The sequence below is a fragment of the Pseudoalteromonas sp. SG41-2 genome (assembly GCF_014164535.1).
Lineage (GTDB): Bacteria > Pseudomonadota > Gammaproteobacteria > Enterobacterales > Alteromonadaceae > Pseudoalteromonas > Pseudoalteromonas rhizosphaerae.
Genome location: NZ_JACJFK010000002.1, coordinates 147,843 through 172,489 on the forward strand (window position 1 = coordinate 147,843; position 24,647 = coordinate 172,489).

Annotated in this window: 20 protein-coding genes; 8 read left to right on the forward strand and 12 right to left on the reverse strand. The window is 39.9% G+C overall.

Annotated features, from left to right (window positions below; translation table 11 throughout):
• Nucleotides 1-22: 22 nt before the first annotated feature.
• On the reverse strand, nt 23-622 hold the full coding sequence (locus H5186_RS02235) for an FMN-dependent NADH-azoreductase (RefSeq protein WP_182739389.1): 600 nt from the start codon (nt 620-622) through the stop codon (nt 23-25).
• Between the two features lie 361 nt (nt 623-983).
• Here H5186_RS02235 and H5186_RS02240 point away from each other — a divergent pair, with 361 nt between their 5' ends.
• Nucleotides 984-1,487, forward strand: a complete 504-nt coding sequence (locus H5186_RS02240; protein ID WP_182767472.1) for a DUF6622 family protein — start codon at nt 984-986, stop codon at nt 1,485-1,487.
• 44 nt (nt 1,488-1,531) lie between these two features.
• Here the strand turns inward: H5186_RS02240 and yghU are convergent, their stop codons facing one another.
• From yghU to H5186_RS02260, 4 genes are all read right to left on the reverse strand, one after another.
• Nucleotides 1,532-2,371, reverse strand: a complete 840-nt coding sequence (yghU, locus tag H5186_RS02245) for a glutathione-dependent disulfide-bond oxidoreductase (RefSeq protein ID WP_149980847.1) — start codon at nt 2,369-2,371, stop codon at nt 1,532-1,534.
• A gap of 512 nt (nt 2,372-2,883) precedes the next feature.
• Nucleotides 2,884-6,177 (reverse strand): two-component regulator propeller domain-containing protein, encoded by a 3,294-nt coding sequence (locus tag H5186_RS02250; RefSeq protein WP_259400274.1) that lies wholly within the window; start codon nt 6,175-6,177, stop codon nt 2,884-2,886.
• A 794-nt stretch (nt 6,178-6,971) separates the two neighbouring features.
• Nucleotides 6,972-7,568 carry a rhomboid family intramembrane serine protease gene (locus H5186_RS02255; protein ID WP_145237407.1) on the reverse strand — a complete coding sequence of 199 codons (597 nt, stop codon included), beginning with the start codon at nt 7,566-7,568 and terminating at the stop codon, nt 6,972-6,974.
• 104 nt (nt 7,569-7,672) lie between these two features.
• The gene (locus H5186_RS02260) at nt 7,673-8,356 is read right to left on the reverse strand and encodes a type 1 glutamine amidotransferase domain-containing protein (protein ID WP_149980845.1); all 684 of its coding nucleotides are present in this window, start codon (nt 8,354-8,356) and stop codon (nt 7,673-7,675) included.
• Between the two features lie 144 nt (nt 8,357-8,500).
• Between H5186_RS02260 and H5186_RS02265 the strand changes: the two genes are divergently transcribed.
• A complete protein-coding gene (locus tag H5186_RS02265) occupies nt 8,501-9,424 on the forward strand; it encodes a LysR family transcriptional regulator (protein ID WP_182767470.1) in 924 nt (307 codons plus the stop codon).
• 8 nt (nt 9,425-9,432) lie between these two features.
• Here the strand turns inward: H5186_RS02265 and H5186_RS02270 are convergent, their stop codons facing one another.
• From H5186_RS02270 to H5186_RS02295, 6 genes are all read right to left on the reverse strand, one after another.
• Nucleotides 9,433-10,167: a dienelactone hydrolase family protein gene (locus H5186_RS02270; protein WP_149980843.1), complete on the reverse strand. Its 735-nt coding sequence runs from the start codon at nt 10,165-10,167 to the stop codon at nt 9,433-9,435.
• A 69-nt stretch (nt 10,168-10,236) separates the two neighbouring features.
• A complete protein-coding gene (locus tag H5186_RS02275) occupies nt 10,237-11,562 on the reverse strand; it encodes a glycerophosphodiester phosphodiesterase family protein (protein ID WP_182783852.1) in 1,326 nt (441 codons plus the stop codon).
• 69 nt (nt 11,563-11,631) lie between these two features.
• Entirely contained in the window at nt 11,632-12,477 is an 846-nt protein-coding gene (locus tag H5186_RS02280; RefSeq protein WP_182717051.1) for a carboxylate/amino acid/amine transporter, read from the reverse strand.
• 91 nt (nt 12,478-12,568) lie between these two features.
• Entirely contained in the window at nt 12,569-13,996 is a 1,428-nt protein-coding gene (locus H5186_RS02285; protein WP_182794072.1) for an amidohydrolase family protein, read from the reverse strand.
• 143 nt (nt 13,997-14,139) lie between these two features.
• Nucleotides 14,140-16,272, reverse strand: a complete 2,133-nt coding sequence (locus H5186_RS02290) for a M3 family metallopeptidase (RefSeq protein ID WP_182794073.1) — start codon at nt 16,270-16,272, stop codon at nt 14,140-14,142.
• Nucleotides 16,273-16,524: 252 nt separating this feature from the next.
• Nucleotides 16,525-16,734 carry a hypothetical protein gene (locus H5186_RS02295; protein WP_145237750.1) on the reverse strand — a complete coding sequence of 70 codons (210 nt, stop codon included), beginning with the start codon at nt 16,732-16,734 and terminating at the stop codon, nt 16,525-16,527.
• A 180-nt stretch (nt 16,735-16,914) separates the two neighbouring features.
• Here H5186_RS02295 and H5186_RS02300 point away from each other — a divergent pair, with 180 nt between their 5' ends.
• Nucleotides 16,915-17,787 carry a mechanosensitive ion channel family protein gene (locus tag H5186_RS02300; protein WP_145237382.1) on the forward strand — a complete coding sequence of 291 codons (873 nt, stop codon included), beginning with the start codon at nt 16,915-16,917 and terminating at the stop codon, nt 17,785-17,787.
• Between the two features lie 77 nt (nt 17,788-17,864).
• Here H5186_RS02300 and H5186_RS02305 read toward each other — a convergent pair whose 3' ends face one another.
• Complete coding sequence (locus tag H5186_RS02305) at nt 17,865-18,413, reverse strand: HdeD family acid-resistance protein (protein WP_182717055.1); 549 nt, start codon at nt 18,411-18,413, stop codon at nt 17,865-17,867.
• A gap of 497 nt (nt 18,414-18,910) precedes the next feature.
• On the opposite strand from H5186_RS02305, the gene H5186_RS02310 reads away from it, so the two are divergent.
• The 5 genes from H5186_RS02310 (at nt 18,911) to yegD (ending at nt 24,640) form a co-directional block, all read left to right on the forward strand.
• Nucleotides 18,911-21,193 (forward strand): TonB-dependent receptor, encoded by a 2,283-nt coding sequence (locus H5186_RS02310; protein ID WP_145237377.1) that lies wholly within the window; start codon nt 18,911-18,913, stop codon nt 21,191-21,193.
• A 115-nt stretch (nt 21,194-21,308) separates the two neighbouring features.
• The gene (locus H5186_RS02315; protein ID WP_145237374.1) at nt 21,309-21,608 is read left to right on the forward strand and encodes a hypothetical protein; all 300 of its coding nucleotides are present in this window, start codon (nt 21,309-21,311) and stop codon (nt 21,606-21,608) included.
• 60 nt (nt 21,609-21,668) lie between these two features.
• Nucleotides 21,669-22,325, forward strand: a complete 657-nt coding sequence (locus tag H5186_RS02320; RefSeq protein WP_145237371.1) for an HAD family phosphatase — start codon at nt 21,669-21,671, stop codon at nt 22,323-22,325.
• 34 nt (nt 22,326-22,359) lie between these two features.
• Nucleotides 22,360-23,208 carry a DNA ligase gene (locus H5186_RS02325; protein WP_145237368.1) on the forward strand — a complete coding sequence of 283 codons (849 nt, stop codon included), beginning with the start codon at nt 22,360-22,362 and terminating at the stop codon, nt 23,206-23,208.
• Nucleotides 23,209-23,272: 64 nt separating this feature from the next.
• The gene (yegD, locus tag H5186_RS02330) at nt 23,273-24,640 is read left to right on the forward strand and encodes a molecular chaperone (protein WP_182739379.1); all 1,368 of its coding nucleotides are present in this window, start codon (nt 23,273-23,275) and stop codon (nt 24,638-24,640) included.
• Nucleotides 24,641-24,647: the final 7 nt, after the last annotated feature.

Here is a 24,647-nt window from a genome sequence, read left to right on the forward strand (position 1 = left end):
TGACCGCTTGTTTATCAAAAAATTAAAGTGCCGATACGTAATCTGAAATTTCTTTACTAGCGGCGTTTTTGCTGTCATCACCACCTGGCATATTTAGGCCTTCAGCATAAATAAAGTCCACATCTTTGATACCTAAAAATGCAAAAAAGTCTTTTAGATACTTAGTTTGCGTGTCCATATCAGTACCTAAGTACATACCGCCACGAGCAGCAAGAATAACTACTTTAGTATTTTCAACTAACCCAACAGGGCCTGTTTCAGTGTATTTAAACGTAATGCCTGCGCGAGCAACACGATCGATCCACGCTTTTAATGTAGATGGAATACCAAAGTTATACATAGGGACGCCCATCACGATGAGCTTATTATTTTGCAGCTCAGTGACCAACTCATCAGAAATAGCAGCCAGTTTGTTTTGCTCATCGCTGCGTTGTGAAGGCTCTGTCATCCATGCGCCCATTTCAGCTTGAGTTAGGTGTGGTAATGGGTTTTCGGCAACATCCCGACGAGTCACTGTAATGTCAGTTTTTTGTGTAAGCTCAGCAATGAACTGTTCACTAAGCTGATGTGAATTACCGTTTTCACCGTTGAGTGATGAGTTGATTAATAATACGTTCTTCATAGCCGTTCCTTTAATTGTAAATTACTAATAAGAGCATATCCTTTTATATTACAAATTAACAATGCAATTTAATGGCTTAACCATTCGATTTAAGAGAATGTTTTAGTTTGCTGCTGAGTGGTTTTTGGTTATCAAATTGCGCTGTTGTTTTGCTACTACTGAAATGATGGCGATTACACTCTGCGATATTTGTTTGTCGTCGCCTTTTACTATTCTCTAAGTTAGCATCGAGATGGCACATTAAGCTTGCTACGTATATAAAGGTTAAAAAAATGTAATTGTAACTTTATTAATTATTTAAATAAGATTAAGCTCAAGGCACTAATACAATAAGCAATAACAACAATAAAAAGGAAGTTTAGTGATTGATATAATTAAACATACACCGCTGTGGGTGTTCGCGTTATTTGCCGGCCTGATTGTGCTTGGTGTCAAACAAACCCGAGCAAGAGAGGTCACGTTACGCAGTGTTTGTGTGTTACCTGTCGCAATGGCTGGCCTGTCAGTTTTTGGGGTGTACTCCGCATTTTCTGGTGTAATTGCATTAGCAGTTTGGTTTGTGTGTTTAGTACTTGGTTGGGGAGTCGCTCGTCAATTCGGTTTGCCAAAGGGAGTGCGCTACATAAGTGAGCAGCATGTGTTTCATATACCTGGTAGCAAAGTACCATTTATACTAATAATGGCCATTTTCTTTACTAAATATTGTGTTGGAGTGATGTTGGCAATACAACTAGCAGTTACGCAAAGTACAGAATTTATGGTTATTGTCAGCGCGATTTACGGTATTTTAAGTGGCATATTCTTAGCTCGCGGCTTACAGATCCTGCAGGCGCGAGATAACCAAATAGATTTACAGCCAGCATAAGTAACAGCGCGGTTAGTCATACTAATCGCGCTGTTAGGTTTTCGTTAAAAGTCGCTTTTACTGTGGCGCTCGGCTAGTTGCTCATCTTCTGGGCCCCAAGTCCGGTTAACTCTACGACCACGCTTTACTGCAGGGCGGCGTTCAATCTGTTTTGCCCAGCGCATCACGTGGGTATATGATTCAACATCTAAAAACTCGGCGGCGTCGTATAAATATCCCAATACCAGCGAGCCATACCATGGCCAAATAGCAATATCTGCGATTGAATAGTCACTACCAGCCATGTAATCATGATCACTTAAATGGCGGTTTAATACATCTAGCTGGCGTTTAACTTCCATCGTAAATCGGTCAATAGGATATTGCATTTTGTGTGGTGCATAGGCATAGAAATGACCAAAACCACCGCCTAAATAAGGTGCTGATCCCATTTGCCAAAATAACCAGTTACGGCATTCGGTTTTACTGGTGTGGTCGCTTGGCACTAGCGCATCAAACTTCTCTGCTAAGTATTGTAAAATAGCACCTGACTCAAACACTCGCGTTATAGGGGTCGTACTGTGATCCATCAGCGCTGGAATTTTTGAATTAGGGTTAACACCCACAAAGCCTGAGCCAAATTGATCGCCATCGCCGATTTTAATTAAAAACGCATCATATTCGGCTTCAGTGATACCAAGCTCTAACAGTTCTTCAAGCATGATGGTGACTTTTTGGCCATTAGGGGTTGCCAGTGAGTAAAGCTGAAGAGGGTGCTCACCAACGGGTAAATCTTGCTGGTGCGTAGCGCCTGCAATTGGTCGATTTATTTTTGCCCAGTCACCGCCACTTTCCGCGTCCCACTGCCATACTTTAGGCGGGGTATAGTTTTCGCTGTTACTCATCAAAACTCCTTAAACGTTGGTTACTTTAATTAAGGTTACGAACAACCCATCCTAGTTGATCATTTAGAGCAAGGGAAGCAAAGATAACTTTCATGAGTAATATGAAGATCATTTAGATGATGCAATGTTTATGTTGTCTCCGTTACTCAGCTTTAAATTACGACATTTAATCTTTGAGCCACTGAATACTTTCTATGAATTTGAACGACAATTGCGTTACCACATATCAATGAGTAATGTTATTAAATATGAGCTAAGCAGAGCTGCAGAGCTCATTCGTACAACTACGACCATCCCTTGATTGAGCATGACCACCAAAGCACTGATCACGCCGTTGTATTAGTGACAATGACGCTGAGATCATAAGGTATAATATAAACTGCCACGCCACGTAATAAGCATATCGTGTGTTTATTGGTTTACATCGCGGCTATTTTTTAAGTGTTTTTTGTATAATTAGAAGATAAACCTGCAACTACTTAACTCTATTTAATGGAGTAAACAAAAGTGTATTAATGCCACTTTATTTTATCCGGTTTAAGAATTGAAGACTCTACTTTTATTTGCTCGAGGTTGATCAATTGCTGCGTTTTTTCAGTGATGGCTACAAATAAATTATCATCGTAACAATCAATGTCGCTTAGTCCTACCCAAGCATTTCTTGTTGATTCTTTCGCTGCATACAAACAGTGATCGGCAATATCTACAACTCGTTCCCAATTTAAACTTTCGGGATTATTTATTGAAAAAGGAAAACTAGCATAGCCAATTGAGCATGTTTTTTTGATAATAGTTCCGTCATCTATGACAAAATTATGCATTTCAAACGATGCTCTTAATCTTTCCGCAAGTAGCGGTGCATTTTTTCGGTCGGTAAAGCGGGCAACTACTAAAAACTCTTCACCTCCCCACCTCACAAGATAGTCGGTATTTCTAAAAACGTGTTTTAAAATAGGTTTAATTTGCATTAATACGCTATCACCTGCGGCATGACCATAAAGATCATTTATTTGTTTAAAGTGATCTAGGTCGATTATAAAAAAGATTAAGTCTGATTCACTATGATTTTCAATATCATTATTTTGATCATGAGTGCGATATTTTCGTAGCACTAAGTCAATGTCTGTTTGCAAATTATTAGCGACAAATCGTCTGTTATTTAACCCTGTGAGTTCGTCGGTTACAGTAATTTTAGCTAGTTCTTCATTCGCTTTTTGTAAACCTAGTGTCCGTTCAGCCACTTTAATTTCTAATTGCTCATTTAGCTTCTTTATAAATATGACTTTTTTGCGTTGTGCGCGCACAAATAGCCAAATAATGAACAGGAGTAACGTGCAATAAAATGAGTATGCCCACCATGATAGCCATGGCGGTGGTAATACAGTGACTTTAAGGGCTACTCCTTTTTCGTTCCAAATGCCATATGGATTGCTGGCTTTAACGCGTAAAATATAATTGCCGGTTGGTAAATTGGTATATGTTGCGCGGCGGTTTTTATAAGTAGTTGTGATCCACTTTTCATTAAAACCTTCCATTTTATAGGCATATTGATTCTTTTTGGGATTGGAAAAATGCAGTGTACTAAATTCAAATGTTACAAGGTTTTGTTGATGAGTTAAGGTGATTGCAGAAGTGGAGTGAATTGGTTTTTCTAAAGAATAGCTACTATTAGGCGTGTTTTTAATTATGTCTGATTTTTTATCTAATGGTACTACATTGCTGATAGGTACGGATTGGTTAGATAGTAACATATCGGTAATAACAACCTTTGGTTGTTGGGTATCACTGATTATTTTATCGGGGAAAAAACGATTAAAACCATTGATCCCGCCAAAAAATAATTCACCGCGTTTATTTTTAAATGATGCATCAGCATTAAACTCGTTACTTTGTAATCCATCATCCATATTGTAATTTTTAAATGTTTTTGTATTAAAATCAAAGTTAGATAAACCAAGATTTGTGCTCAGCCAAAGACTGCCTTTATTGTCTTCTTCAATCCTATAAATAACGTTATTAGGTAGGCCATCTTTTTTCAGAAAACGAGTGAATTTACCGGTAGTTTTGTTGAATAAGTTAAGGCCACTGGCGGTACCTATCCAAATATTTCCCTTTCGATCTTCGGTAATCGCGTAGACAGTGTCATTACTTAAGCTGCTAGGATCTGTTGGCTGATGTTTGTAATTAATAAATTTTTCGGTGTTTGGATTAAAAACATTAAGGCCCTTCCAAGTCCCTAGCAAAAGATCACCTTGTTGATCTTCAGTGATCACCCGAATACTGTCATTACTTATACTATTAGGGTTATCTGCTTGATAGCGATAATGAGTAAATTGCTCCGTAATTGGATTAAAGCGATTAAGACCTTTCCACGTGGCAAACCAAAGATCGCCATGCTGGTCTTCAGTAATGGCACTAACCGCATTATCACTTAGGCTGTTAGCATTGCTAGGATCATGACGATAGTTAGTAAATTCCCCTGTCATTGGATTAAAACGATTAAGGGCATTACCATCAGTGCCTATCCAAAGATTATTTTGGCGATCTTCAGTGATGGCATAGACTTTATCGTCGCTCAAACTGTTGGGATCATCGTCATTATAACGGTAATGAGAGAACTGCTCGGTGACGGAATCAAAGCGATTCAAACCGCCTCCCCAAGTTCCTACCCACAGTATGCCTCGACTGTCTTCGGTAATAGCGCGTATTATATTATTACTTAAACTGTTGGGTTTATTAGCTTGATGATGGTAGTGAGCAAATTGTTTAGTAAGTGAGTTTAAGCGATTAAGTCCGCCGCCATCGGTTCCTATCCAAAGATTACCCTGTTGGTCATAAGTGATGGCTCGAATATTGTCATTACTTAAACTATTTAGGTTTGTTGTCTGATTGCGATAGTGGGTAAATTTTTGGGTTTTTAAGTTGAGATAATTGAGTCCACCACCTAAAGTTCCTAACCAAAGGTTACCTTCTTGATCTGCGGTAATGGCTGCTATTTCATTATGGCTCAGACTCTTGGGCACAGTTGCATTATGGATATAGCGAGTAAATTTATCGTAAGTGATATTAAAATAATTAAGGCCGCCACCCTTTGTTCCTACCCATAGGTTACCTTGTTTATCTTCAAGAATGGCACTGACAGCATTATTACTTATACTATTAGGGTTTGTTGCTTGGTGTTTGTAATGAGTAAATTGTTCAGTGATAGGATTAAAACGATTTAAGCCGCCACTCCACGTGCCTACCCATAGGTTTCCTTGTTGATCTTCAGTAATAACACTAACAGCATCATCACTTAAGCTTGCAGAGTTTGCTTGCTGATGACGATAATGAGTAAATTGTTCGGTGACAGGATTAAAACGGTTAAGGCCTCCACCGTCTGTCCCCACCCAAATATTTCCCTGTTTATCTTGCGTAACAGCATGCACGGTATCATTACTTAAACTGTTTAGATTTGTTGCTTGATGGCGATAATGCGTAAATTGTTCAGTTGTAGAGCTAAAGCGATTTAGGCCACCACCTCTGGTGCCGATCCAAAGATCGCTCTGTTGATCTTCAAAAAGAACAGTTACATAATTATTTGAGAGTGAGTGGAGATTATCTAAACTATTTTTGAAAACTTTAAACTCATAACCATCATAACGGGCCAAACCCTCTTCAGTACCAACCCATAAAAACCCTTTACGATCTTGTAACACCGCTTTCGCGCTGCTTTGAGGTAAGCCATCTTTGATAGATAGACGTTCAAAATGAACTGATGGCGAGTTAGCAAAAGCAAATGACATTGCAAATATGAGTGCTAACAAAACTATGCTCAGGTGTTTAATTATCTTTGTCAAAAATAGGACTCCGATCTACTATGTTTTATGGCTAAATAATTCTTAAAAAGAGTAATAATCAGCTAATAGCTACTATTGATTGTAGTTATTTACCTGTTGAGCCATCGTTTACACTAGGAAAATAGCAGCTTCGATTCATAATCATACTTTGAGAGTTATACACGAAGAAATAGTTTCTTGTTAAGGTATTGCTTTAATTATAGGTTCTATAACCGAGTGTAGTTAGTTATTAAGTAAATTTAAGTAGCTTAATCATTAAAAAGGCTCAACATTATTGACAAAGTATAATAATTTAGCAGTATCGATATCTGATTAATAGCTAGCAAAATGCTGAAATCACTAATACAAGATTGCGGTTTCATTCAGACTCGGGATAAAACAAACCTGCAGCTAAAGTTGGTTCCATATCGATTGAGCGCCCCTAATTTACTCGAAGTTTGTTACCTGTTCAGCAATAATTATGGTTATTTTGCTGTACCGCCCACGATTATAGTTATTGCCAAGATGGTACATATGAGCAAAGGCATATTGTTGATAATGGACTTCGTGAATGTGTAGCTGAAGTAAGCGAGGTGTAAATAGCACAACTCATGCTCGCGGTGTGCGTGTTGGCGGTAGTCCATATTCTCCAACAACATTTAGATGGGGTTATGGTTGGCCTTATCCTCTAGGATATAAAGCGCTAACCGAAATTGAGAAAGCGCAAATTTATTTAATCCGAGATAATGACGGTTAATATTTTATCTTTAACCTTGCTAACTTTAAAGCTTGTAACTTGCGCTTTTCTTATCTTGTTTTGCTAAATAATAGCCAATAAGAATACCAGCGAGTGCGCCAAACAGGTGGCTTTCAAATGACACATGGGGACGCTGTGGCAAAACACCCCAAATTAAACCACTATATAAAAATACCACCGCGACACTAATAGCAATGGCCTTAAATGACCGATGCATAATGCCGTAGCAAATTAAAAAGCCCCACAAGCCATAAAGTACACCGCTCAGGCCAACGTGAATATTAGCGCGACCAAATAGCCAAACCAGTAATCCTCCAACCACAGCAGTAAAGATAAATACAGCCCAAAACCGTTTGACGCTATATTGGCAGACTAGCCAGCCAAGCACTGCAAATGGGATTAAGTTACTAAGCAAATGTGCCCAGCCGCCATGTAAAAAAGGCGCGAAAAAAATACCCGTTAAGCCACTTAGACTGCGAGGGTAAATACCTAATCCATTTAAGTTAACGCCTGGTAAGCTATTAATAATTTGCAGTAAAACACACAATAAAATAATACCAATAAGCGTAAAGCGTTTACTGACTAGAGGGGGAATGCTCAAAGAGCTTTTTGGGTTTGCCATACATCACTTAATTTTTAAATATGTTTGACTGAGTATACCTATCCTGATGCTTAATTGAAAAGCCTTGCTGGGTTAAGCAAGGCTTTAGTTACAATATTAAAGAATTAGCCTAATTGGGTCAGCAGTTTTTGCGCTGCAAGCTCAGAGCTGGCAGGATTTTGACCGGTGATCAATAAGCCATCGACTAATGCGAGCACACCCCAATCATCCGTTTTTTGGTAATCACCGCCTTTTTTGATTAGCTCATCTTCTACCAACAATGGAACAATGTCAGTAAGTTGCACTGCGGCTTCTTCACTGTTGCTAAAGCCAGTTACTTTCTTACCTGCAACCAATGCACTGCCATCTGAATTTTTAGCATTTAAAAACACGGCACTTGCGTGGCAAACAGCTGCAACAGGTTTTTCTGTTTTGATAAAGTCTTCAATCAATGAAATTGAGTCTGTATTGTCAACTAAGTCCCATAATGGGCCATGACCGCCTGGGTAAAATACGGCGTCAAAGTCGCTGGCATTTACATCACCAAGCGCTTTTGTATTGGCCATCAATGTTTGTGCTGCACTGTCGTTATCAAAACGTTTTGTAGCATCTGTTGCGGCATCAGGTGCGGCGCTATTTGGATCAATCGGTGGTTGCCCGCCTTTTACTGATGCGAGTGTAACCTCAGCACCGGCATCAATAAATGCATAATAAGGAGCCGCAAATTCTTCAACCCAAAAGCCCGTTTTATGACCGGTATTGCCAAGCTCTGCATGAGAGGTAAGAACCATAAGTATTTTTTTAGCCATAACCATATTCCTTCTGATGATTTAAATTTTTAATTTATCTTACTAACTACTATAAGCACTAAGGTCACTTTAAACAACGATGATAAATTCAACTTTATTGGTTTAATAGTTGATACAATAAAGTAAGTCAGTATAGGAGATCTTATGAAGGTATCGTTTGAGCAACTCAAAAGTATGGTGGTATTTGCACAAATTGTAGAGCAGGGCAGTTTAACGGCGGCCGCCAAACAATTGGGGTTTACTCGTGCAGTGGCAAGTTATCACTTAAAAAAATTAGAAACCCAACTGGAAGTGACGCTGCTTAATCGTTCAACGCGAACTATGGCACTGACCGAAGCGGGGATTGCTTATTATGAGCGCTGCAGAATTATTACTGAGCAAGCTAATGCGGCTAAACAGCAAATAGAAAATATAAAAAGCGAACCACAAGGCTTACTTAAAATTAGCTGCCCGGTGAATGTCGGTATGCAGTTGGTTGTGCCTGCAATCAATGATTTTAAACGTCAGTATCCCAAAATCGATATTGATTTACAGTTAAGTGATGAAGTGATTGATATTATTAAAAATGGCTTTGATTTTGCGATTCGCGGTGTGGCGCTTAGTGACTCCAATTTACAAGCGACTAAACTCACTACGATGAGTACCTGTATTTGTGGCTCGCCAGATTATTTTGCCCATTACGGTAAACCTAAAACTCCAGCGCAATTAAGCGAACATAAATGGGTGGTGTATCAGCTCGGCAGTAAAACATTAACGCTACAAAAAGATGGTAAAAAGCATAACTTAACTATGCAAGGTGGTTTAAGGACTAATAACGCTGCGGCGCGAACTGCTTTTGTTGAAGCAGGCCATGGTATCGGGCGTATTCCACTTTACGATGCATGGCCAAAAGTTCAAGCTGGGCTATTGGAAATTGTACTCGATGACTATAAAAGTAAAGATATAGAACTTTACGGCGTATTTCCACCCGGCGGCGCCGATTCTAAGAAGTTGCGCTTATTTATCGATTATTTAAAAGATTATTTTATAAAAAGGCATACCGCATTGGGTATGCTTAAAAATGTCTAATTTATGGCTTACAAAGTACGGTTAAATAATGCAACGGCTTGCTGGTACATGGTGATTGCTAGTGCGCCGTCGTATCGCTCCCCCTCATCACGCATAAAGGCATGTTGGGCGTTAACTTCTTGCCATTGGTAATTAATACCCGTACTAACAGCTTGTTGATAAATTTTGTCGCGACCTTGTTGTGGCACATGGGGGTCTTGCTTTCCCCAAATAAAGTGAATCTCACCTTGTATATCAGCCATGCGTTCAAACGAGTTATTACCGGCTTGTGCGGGGAGTGTATCGCTATGAATGTCGGTGGCATATAAGCAAAATGCGGCTTTTATGTGTGGGTTTAATGCGGCTCTATAAGCTAAGTGACCGCCAATACAGACACCCATAGTACCTACAGAGCCGGTGCAATAGTCTTGTGTTTGTACAAAGTCGATTAACGCTTGGGTATCGCTGTCGTGGGATTCAAGCGGTTTTGCCCATTTATCGTTATTGCCTTTATCTTTACCCGCATCATCATAGGCAAGCACTGTCCCGATAGGGTTTAGCTCATGAAACACTTCTGGCACAAGTACTACAAAACCATGGCTTGCTAAAAGTGCAGCGCTGCGAGCAATAGGCGCGGTTTGCTGAAATATTTCAGAATAAAAAATAATCGCGGGAAATTGCCCTGACATTTCGGGGCGGTAAACCGTGGTGCGCATTAAACCTGTTGGGGTAGGCAAGTCTGCATGGTGGTGTTGGATGATCATAAAAGCGCTCAGTTAAATAATATAAAATATATGGTAACTGAGCGCGATAAAATAAACACGCCTTAAAGTTTAAATACTTGCAGGCATTTTATTGCAGCTAGCATAGTAACTTACGGTTGCTGGCCAATCGGAAAATATCCCCATGACCCCCACTTCTTGTGCTAAAACATCAACCACAGTGAACATGTCGCCATCGTTATCTATAACATCACTAATAGATTGATAATAATAACCACCGCCTTCATTTAGAGGGCCAGAGCGTTCAAGGCTCCATGCAATAATATTAAGCCCTGCGGCCTTAGCATCTATAGCGTACTGTGAGGGTACAATATTACTGTCGTTATCTATGGTTAGCAGCATCCAAATAGGGGGCGCTATAATTTTAACGCCATCAGTAGCTAGCTCTGCCATGCTTGGCTGCCATGTTGCTGCGTTATTAGGATCAAACCCTGCATTGCTGTCGCGACCATCCAAATACACACTTTGCGCTGCAAATTCAGGATTAGTGCTAATCCAATATTCTACGTCGGCTAGGTTAAATGATTGCGGATAAACATGGTTTGCGGGTACGTCCATTTGCGTGTATTCATCCAGCATTTTTTGTGCATATTGCGCTTGAGTCATACCATTAAAAGGCATGCTCACTTGAGGCGATTTCAGCTCTGGGGTCATTTTTACACCCAGCTCTTTAAATAGCGCAATACTTTGTTTATGAGTCATGAGTGTACCTGAGGTGGCGTATAAATCAGTGCGCCAACTCGGTGTTCCATTCATATAATCGTTAACATTGGTGGCATTGGTGTTCGCGCCATCCATTTTACCCTCAAGGGTTAAAAATTCCGCCAGGCTAATATCGCTGGTGCAACATTTAGCTGCAGCGGGTGTGCCACTGTTAGGATCCGCTGGCGTAAATGGCACACTGCATTTAGCGGCAAGTTCTGGGATCGCTAAAATATTAGTGGTGGTATGTAAATCGCATTGTGAATGGCGGCATACCAGCTCTTTATCATTTGTAAACGTCACATCGCACTCGACAATGCCAGCGCCCATACGAGCTGCTGCAATGTAAGATTCTTTAGTGTGCTCTGGGTATTGCATAGGTGCACCGCGGTGACCAATTGAAAAATCAGTACGATAAAAAGGGCCGTCTTTGCACGATTCTAATTTTGTTTTTAGTGCGCTGGTGGCCATATCGTCAATTAAGTAGTCGGGGCGAGCACCGAGTTGAATATTCGTACCTTGCGCGACTTCAACAATAACCGGGGTAGGAACTTTAACAATTTCAACCTCAGTGTTGGTAACAACCACTTCTTTTTCGACTATTTCTACATCGTCATCGCAGCCAGCGAGTGTAATTAATAATAAACAACTAGTCAGTAAAGGTGTGTGCTTCATTATTTTTCCTTAAAAATCAAAGTGGACGCTACCTTACTAATTATTAGTGACAGTTTAACTACAGGGTAACTAATTTACTCTTTTAGCCATTATTTGGTTTATCACTAAGGCAAATAGCATAACCCCCGCGCCAATACTTAATCTGAGTATGTCCGCGTCTCTATTCCAAATAAGTACATTAACAACAATGCCTGCAGGAATAAGCAAGTTGTTCATCACCGCCAGTGCGCCCACATTGACAAGTGTGGCGCCTTTATTCCACATAAAATAGCCAACACCAGATGCCACAACTCCTAAATAAATCAATATGCCCCATTGTGTTGAGGTGCTTGGTAATTTGTTTGAGTTACCAAATAAGACATAACAGCTACTTGCAACAATCAGTGCACCAATAAAAAACCAGCCAAATACAGTTTTATCATCAAGCTGCTTACCCAGCATTAAGCGTTTGTAGGTTACTTGTCCTACAGCAAAACTAATATTAGCGCCTTGTACCAGTAATAATCCGACTAAGAAGTTACTGTCTAAGTTTTCATAGCGAATAGTAATTGCACCCAGCACGGCAATAAAAGCGACTATAAAAAACTGTGGGTTAAAATACTTGTTGCACGCATCGTTTAATAACGTGATGTAAAGCGGGGTCATTACGGTAAATAGCAGTACTTCAGGCACACTTAAGAATAAAAATGAGTGGTAATAAAAGCTATACATAATACCGAGTTGTACTGCGCCTATCAGCATGAGTTTGCAAGCAAGTTGGGGAGGTGTTCGTTTTAAAAACGGTAAAAATAGCAGTGTGGCTAGGGCTACGCGAATTAATACACTAAACCAAGCATCAACTTGACCTGCTAAATATACGCCAATTAAACTAAATGAAAACGCCCATAATAGAGTGACGGCAAATAAGTAGCCCATAGTGCTTACTCCAAACTAAAAGCGCGAGTGTATACTACAAAGAGTATTAAAGGGAGTGGCTCAGTGAAGTAACCTGAGCCCGGTGATTAATTTACTGTTGTGAACTAACGAATTGCTTGGCATCTACTTTTAGCTGTTCAAGTGCTGCTTGATTGTAATAACGACTATGAGAAATAACCCCAGTGAGCTTTTGCGTGTTACGTACATCAATTAATGGGTTATCAGTTAAGAAAATGATATCGGCGGTTTTGCCTTCTGTAAGTTTTCCAAACTGCGCCGTTTTACCTAAAAACTGTGGTCCAGCAAGTGTTGCTGATTGCAATGTTTGTAATGGCGTTAAGCCATAATCACTAAAAATAGCCAGCTCTTGATGAAGAGATAAACCTGGGTAAATATACGAATTTAAAAATCCAGCGTCGGTCCCAGCAATAATTGATACGCCAGCCTGTTGTGCTAAAGGTAGTAATTGAGCTGTTTTAACAAAGCGTTCTTTACGTTGTTTGATTTGATCTTGGGTATCTTTATTGGCTCTGTCTACACGCCATTGGTAAGTGGCTTTAAGACCTTTACCTAAATAATTTAAAAACTCATCATCTTGATGGTTATCTTCATCAATATAAGCGGTGATTTGACCACCAATTAAAGTAGGTACTACGGCCGTGTTATTTTGAGCTAACACGGCGTATTTATTTAAAGCTGTTTGGTTATCAATATTTGCTGTAATAATTGGCAAAGCACTGCGGTAACTCAGTTCACCTGAAGCCACTTTTGCTGATATTTCAGGTTCATTAATTGCTGCGGCTTTTAACAAGTAGGTCATATGCTCAATGGCATCTAACCCTGCATTTGATACATCTGTAACTGATAGCGAAAACGGAATATGACCAGATATTTGGTAGCCACGTTTTTTCACTTCTTTAACTGCTTTTAAATAAAGTTCAGGTGTTAATGCACTATCGGTGATTTTCACAAAATCCACATTCATAGCATCAAGCGTATCAATAGCAGCATTCATTTCCTCGACAGTTTCAACTTCTAAGTCGCCAGGCCAAATAGAGTCTTTACCTTCGAGTTTGGGCCCTGATGTATAAATGGTCGGGCCAACTAATTGGTTATTATTAATTTGCTCTCGCCAGCTTAAAACTGACTCACTTAAATCAGCAGCAGCATCACGTACTGTAGTAATGCCATACGCAAGGTAAAGTGGTAACAGGGCTTTGTTTTCGGCTATAAGCGCTTCACCGCCGCCAAAATGGACATGCATATCCCAAAGGCCTGGCATTAAAAATTGATCATTAGCATCAATGTAATTCTCAGTAATGTAGTTATTTTTTAGTGAGTTGTTAGCGCGCTTTATGATCACACCATCGCGAATAGCAAGGGATTGTTCAACGCTGAGTTGTCCGGTTGTTACGTCGATGATCGTCGCATTAGCGATCACTATATCGGCGTGCTCAGTTGGCTCTGTAGCACATGCACTTAGTAGTAAGCAAGTTGAAAATAAAAGTATATTTTGCATTGTGTAACCTAAATTTTTTATTTAGATTAGCATATATATCTTCTGTAAGGTGTTGATTTGAGTTAGGAGGTAACAAGGTTAGGATGAATAATGGCGATAAAAAATGAGAGCCCATTACGGACTCCCATTATAATTAGTTTGGCTTACTTAACTAAACCACGGCGCTTAAGTAGGGCGTCGGTAGTTGGCTTTTGACCACGGAACTCAATATAGCTTTGCATTAAGTCGCGGCTGTTACCTTTTGATAAAATCTCTTTGCGGAAGCTATCACCGTTGTCACGAGTTAAGCCGCCTTGCTTTGTCATATGCGCAAAGGCATCAGCTGCAAATACTTCAGTCCAAAGGTATGCATAGTAACCTGCTGAATAGCCACCAGCAAAGGTGTGGCTAAAGTAGCAAGACTTATAACGCGGTGGTACTGGGTAGTAAGCAATGCCGTGTTTCTCTAACGCGTCATGCTCAAATTTTTGTACATCAGTTATTTTCTTATCAACACCAAATGAATGCCATTCCATATCAAGTAATGCTGCAGCTAAATACTCAGTGGTACCAAAACCTTGGTTGAAGTTTTGTGACTCAAGTACTTTGTCGAGTAATTCTTTAGGAATTGGTTCACCCGTCTTGTAATGCTTCGCGTAGTTAGCAAGTACAGTTGGTTCGATGTTCCAATCTTCGTTCGCTTGTGACGGGAATTCAACAAAGTCACGAGCTGTTGCAGTGCCTGCAAGGCTTGGGTATTTTACGTCTGAGAACAAACCGTGTGCCGCATGACCAAATTCATGGAACATAGTCGTAACTTCGTCAAAAGTCATCAGTGTTGGCTGACCATCTGCAGGTTTAGGAATGTTTTGCGCGTTATAAATTACAGGTTTTGTGCCTTTTAAGCCACTTTGGCTAACATATGCACTCATCCAAGCACCGCCACGTTTACCCTCACGAGCATAAGGGTCCATGTAGAATAAACCAATAGAACTACCATCGGCGTTGAACACTTCAAACGCCATTACATCTTCGTGATAAAGTGGTAAATCTTTACGCTCTTTGAAAGTAATGCCGTATAGTTTTTCCATCGCAAAGAATAAACCGTTGTGGATCACTGATTGCATTTCAAAGTATGGCTTAACTAAAGCAGGATCTAGGTCGTACTTAGCTTGGCGCACTTTTTCAGAATAGAATGCCCAGTCCCATGGTTGTACAGTAAACTTTTCGCCTGATGCATCAATTACTTTTTGAATTTCAGCAGCTTCAGCTTTTGCTTTATTTACGGCTTTAGGTGCTAAGTCATCTAATATGCCATAAACGTTTTCAGTGGTTTTAGCCATACGTGTGGTCATTACATATGAAGCCCAATTTTTGTAGCCAAGTAGTGCTGCTTTTTGAGCGCGCAAATTGGTTTCTTTGATAATGATAGGGCCATTGGTATTTTGCGCACGAGTCGTTGATGCTTTAAAAATACGTTCACGTAACTTACGGTTTTCTAGGCTGCTGAGAATCGGCTGTTGCGTGGTGTTCACTAACGTGATCATGTAGCCTTCTTTACCTGCTTTTTTAGCGGCAGCGGAAAGGCTTGCTATTTCAGCGTCAGAAAGGCCAGCAAGTTCGCTTTTATCGGTTACTAATACCACGTCCTCTTTAAACGATTTTAATACGTTTTGCGAGAAGGCTGTTGATAACTTGGCAAGCTCTGCGTTGATTTCACGCATTTTGGCTTTTTGTGCTTCATCTAATTTTGCACCAGCGTTAACAAACTTAGTGTAGTAAAACTCAACTAAACGCTGATCTTCGGCATTTAACTTCGCTTTATTGCCATTAATGGTTTCAACACGTGAAAATAATGCTTTGTTAAGATAAATATCATCAGAATGCGCAGATAACACTGGGGCCATTTTTGCTGCAATACGTTGATACTCATCATTAGAGATCAAACCAGATAAGTTATAGAAAGCGGTTGAAACGCGATCAAGCAATTCGCCAGATAGTTCTAATTCAACTAAGGTGTTTTTAAATGTAGCTGGAGCTGGGTTGTTAGCGATAGCCGTGATTTGCGCTTTTTGCTGCGCAATACCTGCATCAAATGCCGGTTCATAATCACTGGTACCAAATTTATCAAATTCTGGTGCCATATATTGTAATGGACTTGGTTTCATTAATACGTTGTCTACATTGGCTGTTTGTACTTGAGTCGTTTGCTCTTTTGTATCTGCATCGTTTTGCGAACTACAAGCAGATAATAATAATGCACTAGCAATTGTAGTTGCTATAAGGGTCTTACGCATGAGAACTCCATAAAATAGGTGAGCCTTGAAAAACAGGCGAGACATAAAACACCCATAACTTAGCAAATTTTCATGTATATACAACTAAGTTTATCGGTTTAAGGTGGGGATTGAGCGCAAAAAACGTGTTTTTAGGTAAAAATAGTGCAAATCGAGAAATAGTAGCCTTAAACAGTAGGACGTATTAAAGCTACTACAGGTTGGTACTTAATTGAGAATTTTGGTTTATATTGCATGCGCGAAGTAGCAAAATTAGTTGTAACCTAAAACAAACTTTTTTTCGCTACCAAAACTTGCCGGTTGCTGGTGACCAAACTCTTTGTTAATGCAATTAAGAGTATGTTCTTGCTCTGCAAGCACAGACAAAATTTTATTGCGGTATTCAATACTTGATTCAAACAGTTGCAAATCAACTAAAGGTTGTAGCGTGGCTAATTTTTGATTTAAGGTCAGTTGTGACATCATTCGTTCCTCGTGCTTTATTTAAGCTTACAGTACTTATATAGCATTACCTGTAAGAAAATGTTAATGATTTGTTCATAAAAAACATATTGAACTTTAACTTCTCCGTAAATGCCATTATGGCGTGCTAAACTTACTTAACCCTGAATAGCTATTTGTTTTATTAATTTTGGAAAAAGTATGACGTTAGAGTCAATCTCTCATTATTTATCGTATGTAATTTTTAGCTATAACAATATCGAAATTACTGTAGCTAAAGTTATTCAAGTGCCTTTGATACTCTTTGCCATGTGGTTTGTGGTTACATGGATTGGTCGATTAATACGAAAAACTCTTCTCGCACGTAAAATGAACCCTGATGCGGTGCATTTATTTACCCGTATTTATTTAGTGTTAAGTATCGCAATTTTAATATTTACCTCCCTTGAAGTGTTAAATATTCCGTTAACAGCATTTGCCTTTGTTTCTGGCGCTATAGCTATTGGTGTAGGATTCGGGGCACAAAATATCATTAATAACTTTATTAGTGGCTGGATTTTAATGTGGGAGCGGCCAATTCGTATTGGAGATTTCTTAGAAGTGGGCAACGCCAAAGGGGTGGTTGAAACGATTAATACTCGCTCCACGCGCATTCGTCGCAACGATGGTGTGCACATGCTTATACCAAACAGTCAACTACTCGAAAACACAGTGACGAATTGGACCTTGATTGACCGCAATGCTCGTTCGTCTGTCAGTGTTGGTGTGGCATATGGATCAGATGTATTGTTAGTTGAAAAACTGATCAAACAAGTGTTGAGCGAACATCCTGCAATACTCCCGACGCCGGCATCTTCAGTGTTATTTGATGATTTTGCTGAAAGCTCTTTAGTGTTCAATGCTATTTTTTGGGTTTGTGCTGAATCAGAAACCATGTTGCGCCAAGTCCGCAGTGATATTCGTTTTAGTGTATATAAAATATTCGCTGAGCATAATGTCGTTATTTCTTTCCCACAACGCGATATACATATTGATGGTGAAATTGCATTAAGGCGGGGACGAGCAACGAAATAAATCCAGCGGTACCGGTATCGTCTTGCAGAAGTAATTTGCAGCAACGAGTAGCAAATTACTTCGTTTTTATTGATGAGTTATTGCTGTTGTGCCATCTTTCTTAGCTTTAATGAAAATAATACAATTAAAGCACCAAATAGTACGGCGTAAGTGGCGACTAACCAAAGTAAAGTATGGATCCCTGCGCTAGGATTAAAGATTAAATATAAACCAAATAATACTGATATTGCCCCAGTAATAATTAATATCCACTCATTAGATATCTCCGCTCTTAATTTAAGCGCAATTAAAATTTCAACAGCGCCAATCGCTATGGCCCACGCAGCGACATAATAAAGTAATAGTATCGCGGTAACGTTTGGTGCAAATAGGGTAACTAGTCCTGCGATGATTGATAACACCCCACCGGCCAATAACCAGCGCCAATAGGGATTGTGTTGCTTAGAGTTCCAAGCAACCCATGTTCTTAGCATGCCATCAAATAAAAAATAGCCCGCAAAAAATAACAACATAATACTCAGAGATGCATTGGGTGCAAACCAAGTAATAACGCCAAAAATAATTGCAATGAGGCCGCGTACTAACAGTACTGACCAGTTTTTTGAAAGTGTGGTGGTTAGATCCATCTTAATCCTTAATGATTAGCTCTGTCGTGTTTATACACATTAGCATAAGGTATGATTTATCAATAAAATATATCGATTAACTTTGCAGAAGCATTGTATAGCAGAATTAAATTTGGCTATGCTATGTTTACTCAATGATCATTATAGTCACTTAGCGGCTCCCACTTGTGATACCTGCTACATTTACAACCACTTTATTGACAGGACAAATGTCCGTATAAAATAAATATAATTGCATAAAATCTCTCAAGTTCGCTTATTGTGCCGTTATTTGTTGTAAAAAGTTTATATTATTGTACATATTAATGCAGCAAAAGTGTCACACAATGCTATAATCTTCAGCGTTCGTTCAGCCTCTTTACTTCGTTTTGCACTCTCGACAAAGAGGTCCGCGCAGCTTAACTTAAGGCGCGAAAAATTGGCCGAGCCCGCCGAGTGAATTTGGCGCAACACATCAACCGTTGAATAAGAGTGCACTAAAAAGGTTAAACCCCGACATGAAAGCAATGAAAAGATCTACGTTAGCAACCCTAATCAATGCAACGTTGTTCTCTGCCGTAGCAGGTACTTCATTTACAACTCTTGCTGCTGATGAACAAGCTCCAACTGCGCAAAGCAAGCAATTAGAAGTTATTCAAATCACTGCGCGCAAGCGTGTAGAAAACGCACAGGAAGTACCTGTCGCTGCTTCTGCTTTACAAGGTGATAGCCTTGATGCTGCCAGTTCTGCCGGCATGGATATTCGTTTTTTAAATGCAAAAATTCCAAGCTTAACTGTAGAATCTTCATTTGGTCGCTCATTCCCACGTTTTTATGTTCGTGGTCTTGGTAATTCAGATTTCGATTTGAATTCATCACAACCAGTATCCCTAGTGGTTGATGAAATTGTTCAAGAAAGCCCTATTTTAAAAGGTTTTCCTATATTTGACACGGGCCGCGTAGAAGTTCTCCGTGGACCACAAGGCACCTTATTCGGTCGTAATACCCCAGCTGGTTTAGTTAAAATTGATTCAGCTCGCCCAAGTCAAGATTTTGAAGGTTATGCAGCCTTATCATATGGTTCGTTCAATTCAATTGACTTCGAAGGGGCTGTAAGTGGTGGCTTAACTGATAACTTATCAGCACGTGTTTCTCTATTACGTCAAGAGCGCGATGATTATATTGATAATCGCTTAGCAGGCAATGAGATTGATGACGTAACAGGAGGTTATCAAGAAACTGCCGCGCGTATCCAATTCTTATATGAGAAAGATGATTTCAGTGCATTATTGAATTACCACACTCGTGACTTAAATGGTAAGCCAATTGTATTTCATGCAAATGCAATTGAAACAGGCACAAATAACCCGCGCCCGGGCTTTGATCCTGAAGTGATATATCAAGATACTGTGCAATTTGCTACACAGAATGTAAATAGCCAAGGTGCTAGCTTAAAGCTAGAGTACAGTTTTGCTGATTACACGTTGACATCGATCAGTGGCTGGGAAAGTGCAGAAATTTTCTCTCGTGCTGATGTAGATGGTGGTTTTGGTTGTGGGAATACTTTTGTTCCTGGTTGCCCAACACCAGAAATGGGACCTGGTTTTATTTTCTTAGCGTCTGAAACCGCTGATGCCCTTCCAGATCACAATCAATATACACAAGAGCTACGTTTAGCAAGTGATTTTGCTGGTGACTTTAATTACCAAGTTGGTGCTTTTTATTATAATGAAGAGCAAGTGATTGAGACTTACGGTTACGATGGGTTAGGTGCAAACTTCTTAACTGGCTATGTTCGCCAAGATCAAGACACAACAGCATGGGCTGTATTTGCATCGAGTGAATATCAATTAACTGAGAAGTTAGAAATCACTGCTGGTTTACGTTACTCAGATGATAAACGTGACTTTACAGCGTCACGTTACGCATCTCCAGAGTCGGCAGTTGCTAATTTAACTAAGTCAGTTGCACCAGAAGATAGCCATGTATCATGGGATTTAGCTGCTGCGTATAAATATTCTGATGATATAAACTTATTCGTTCGTGCTGCAAATGGTTTTCGTGCACCGAGCGTTCAAGGTCGTATCTTATTTAGTGATGATGTAACGGTTGCTGATTCTGAAACAATTAACTCAATTGAAACGGGTATTAAATCAGACGTGCTTGACGGTCGTGGACGTGTCAATGCTACTGTTTTCTATTATCAAATGGATGATCAACAGTTAACAGCTGTTGGTGGTGACTCGGGAAATTCAGCTCGTTTGTTGAATGCTGATAAAACTGTTGGCTACGGTTTTGAAGTTGATACTCAATGGGTATTGACTGATGAATTTGATGCAACTTTTAACTTCAGTTATAACAATACTGAGCTGCAAGATGATGATTTATATTCGCAAGGCTGTTTTGCTTGTACGATTACTGATCCGCTAACAAACCAAGGTTATAGTTTAGACGGTAATAGCCTGCCACATGCGCCGGAGTGGATTGCTAACTTTACTCTACGCTATACTAAAGAGCTTGGCGATGGTGAGTTTTATGCGTTTACAGATTGGTCATACCGTAGTGAAATTGATTTCTTTTTATATGAATCAGTGGAGTTTACTGGTGAAGCATTATTAGAAGGTGGCTTACGCGCGGGTTATAAGTGGTTTGATAATAACTACGAATACGAAGTTGCGGCATTTGCACGTAATATAACCAATGAGCAAGTATTCATCGGTGGTGTAGATTTTAGCAATAACTCTGCAATTGTTAATGAGCCTCGCTTTATTGGCGCTGAATTTAAAGTTAACTTTTTCTAAGTAGACTTTATAATTGCTAATATTAAAAGCCCGCACATGTTGCGGGCTTTTGTATTGTAAAACCTGATTTATAACTGCTAAAGTAGCGACAATTAAATTTAACAAGAGAAGAACAATGGCTGGATTTTGGAACTACCGAGTGATTTTTTGTGAAGCAACTAAAGATGAAGCGGCGCAATATCAAATACATGAGGTTGAATATAACCTAAATGGTAAAGTAACGAATTGGTCAGAAACGGGCGCAGCGCCTTTTGGCAACACCTTAGATGCGTTACGAGATGACGCAGAGCGTTTAAAAACAGCATTTGAAAAACCTGTACTAAAAGTTGTTAGAAAAGAACGTGGCTACGAGTTGGTAGATGTTGAAACGGGTGAAGAAGCATTTGCAGAGCCGCCAGCAGGTTTAACAGCATAAGTATTAAACCAAAAAGGTGCTATGAGCGCCTTTTTTGTTGCTGAAAATAAAGGAATGAGGATGACATTAAAAGCAGTATTATTTGATATGGATGGCACTTTAGTTGATTCAGAAAGTGTCCACTTTAACTGTTGGAATGATGTTTTAGCACCGTTTGGCGTGCGCTATGAAGAAGATGATTTTTGCCAACGTTTTTCAGGTCAACCGACCTTAGATGCGGCAATTGAAGTGGTTGAGCAATATAACTTATCGGTTTCACCGCAGTGGTTAGCGCAGGCTAAATATGATGCATTCGAGCAATTTGTTACCACTAATTTACCTCCTTTAATGCCTTTTGCCGAAGAGGTATTAGAGGCAGTGAAGCAAAGCGATCTTAAAATGGCATTAGTGACGGGTAGTTCACGCCATGAGGCGTTACCTATCTTAAAAGGCTATGGCTTTTATGAATGGTTTGACTGCGTAGTGACTAAAGACGACGTGCAAAATCCAAAACCGGCGGGAGACCCTTATTTACTTGCACTGACAACATTAGGGATTTCAGCAGAGCAAGCAATTGCTGTTGAAGATACACACACCGGCGTTACAGCAGCAACTAATGCAAACGTACCTGTGGTTGCAATACCGAATAAACATACTCTAGGCCACGATTTAAGTTTAGCTGTTTCTCGCATGGATAATTTACAGCAGCTATGGCAATGGGTACAAACTAAGCTATAGTTTAGTCTGCTTGGTGATAAACAAGGAGACCGATATGCTTAAAGGACTAACAGTATTATGGTTGCTGATCAGTACTTTTACTTGCTCAGCAACTGATACACAGATCACCGCAGATGCCCAACTGGCCAAGGTTTACCAACAAGACCAAGCGCTTGCCATTGAAAACTATCTCGTTAGTGAGAAGTTTGATGGGGTCCGTGCGATTTGGACAGGAACACAGTTGATAACCCGTAATGGCAATGTCATTCATGCGCCAGGCTGGTTTATTGCTGATTTACCTAATTTGAGGTTAGACGGTGAGTTGTGGACCAAGCGCGGTGATTTTGCAGACCTCAGTGGTATTGTGCGCACTTTACAGCCGTTGGATAGTGACTGGCAAAAAGTCACCTATCAGATATTTGACATGCCAGATCAACATAATCCCTTTGCAGTACGCTATGAAAATTATCTACGTTTAGTAAAAACATTAAATAAGCCTCACATCCAAGCAGTACAGCAGTATCAATTTACTACAGAGCAGGCATTATCTGCGTACTTTGATAAAGTAACTCAGCAAGGTGGTGAAGGTGTAATGCTGCATTTAGCCTCGGCAATGCATAAAAGTGGCCGTTCTGATGCGCTGTTAAAGTTAAAACCTTATTTTGATAGTGAAGCGGTCGTCATTGCTCATCTTCCAGGAAAAGGCAAATTTACTGGCATGCTAGGGGCGTTAAAAGTAGTTACACCACAAGGAAAAGAGTTTTCAATTGGTACTGGCTTTAGTAACGCACAGCGCCAAAATCCACCCGCAATAGGAGCGACGGTGACATACCGATACCATGGTTTTACTAAAAACGGTTTACCACGGTTTGCCAGTTTTTTACGTCAACGCGATCCTGATTAACATTTAAAAAAAGCCGTAAGTATGCTAAATTGCGCGGCCTTTTGATGTTAGTTGTGGTGAAGTAATGGTAGTTGGTTTTGATTATGGTAGTTCTAATTGCGCAATGGGTGTAATGAATGCTCAAAATACTGTTGAGCTGGTGCCCCTAGAGCAAGGTAAGTTTTACCTCCCTTCAACCTTATACACACATCATAGTGCTTTAGTTGTCGATTTTGTTGCTCAGCATCTAACAGGTACAAATTATGAAACTGATTTTAAAACCCAGCGCCAAGCCCTGCTCAATAGTATGGTGCGGATCAAGTCTGACTTAGATCTAGCCCCCGGTGATGAAAGTCTTTTTATTGGCCGTGAAGCAATTAACGAATATGTGCAATTTCCTGAAGAAGGCTATTTTGTTAAATCCCCTAAATCGTTTTTTGGGGCAATAGGCTTAAAGCAAGGACAAATCAACTTCTTTGAAGATATTGCCACCGCGATGATTTTAAAAATCAAACAACGTGCTGAAACATCACTACAAAAAGAGTTAACACAAACGGTTATTGGCCGCCCGGTAAATTTCCAAGCCGTGGGTGGAGAGCAATCAAACCAACAAGCAATTGGTATTTTAGAGCGTGCAGCAAAACGAGCTGGCTTTAAAGATGTGGCTTTTTTATATGAACCACTCGCAGCGGGAATTGATTATGAAAGTGACTTAAATAACGATCAAAAAGTATTGGTTATTGATATTGGTGGTGGTACCAGTGACTGCTCATTTGTGCAAATGGGACCTAGCTTTCGTGATAGTAGTGACCGTGATCATGACTTTTTAGCACATACAGGTAAACGTGTTGGCGGTAATGATTTAGACATTGCTTTAAGCTATCACGCATTAATGCCATTGCTTGGTTTAGGCAGTCAGTTTAAATCAGGTTTACCATTGCCTAATCAAGCATTTTGGCAAGCATGTAAAATTAACGATGTGAACTTACAAAGCCAGTTTTATAGTCAAAGCCATCACCGAGAATTACTTACGCAGTTACGTGAAGTACAAGCACCTGAGTTATTTCAACGACTGATCGATTTACAGCAAAATAAGCAAGGTCATCAGCTGGTACAGCAAGGGGAGGCGGCAAAAATTGCGCTTTCTTCAGTGACTGAGTATGACTGTGAATTAGGGTTTTTAGCACCGCAATTACATAAAGTGCTATCACGAGCTGATTTAGCTGTGGCGGTTGATGATTCAATTATGCAAATAGTAAGTTTAGCAAAACAAGCGATTAAAGATGCAGGGACCGTTCCTGATGTGATTTACCTTACCGGTGGCAGCGCGCAATCGCCACTAATAAAAGCTGCATTAGTTGAGCACTTAGGTGATATTAAAATGGTAAACGGCGATCACTTTGGTAGTGTAACCGCCGGACTCACTAAATGGGCAAGTATGCTTTATCGTTAAAGGGTGC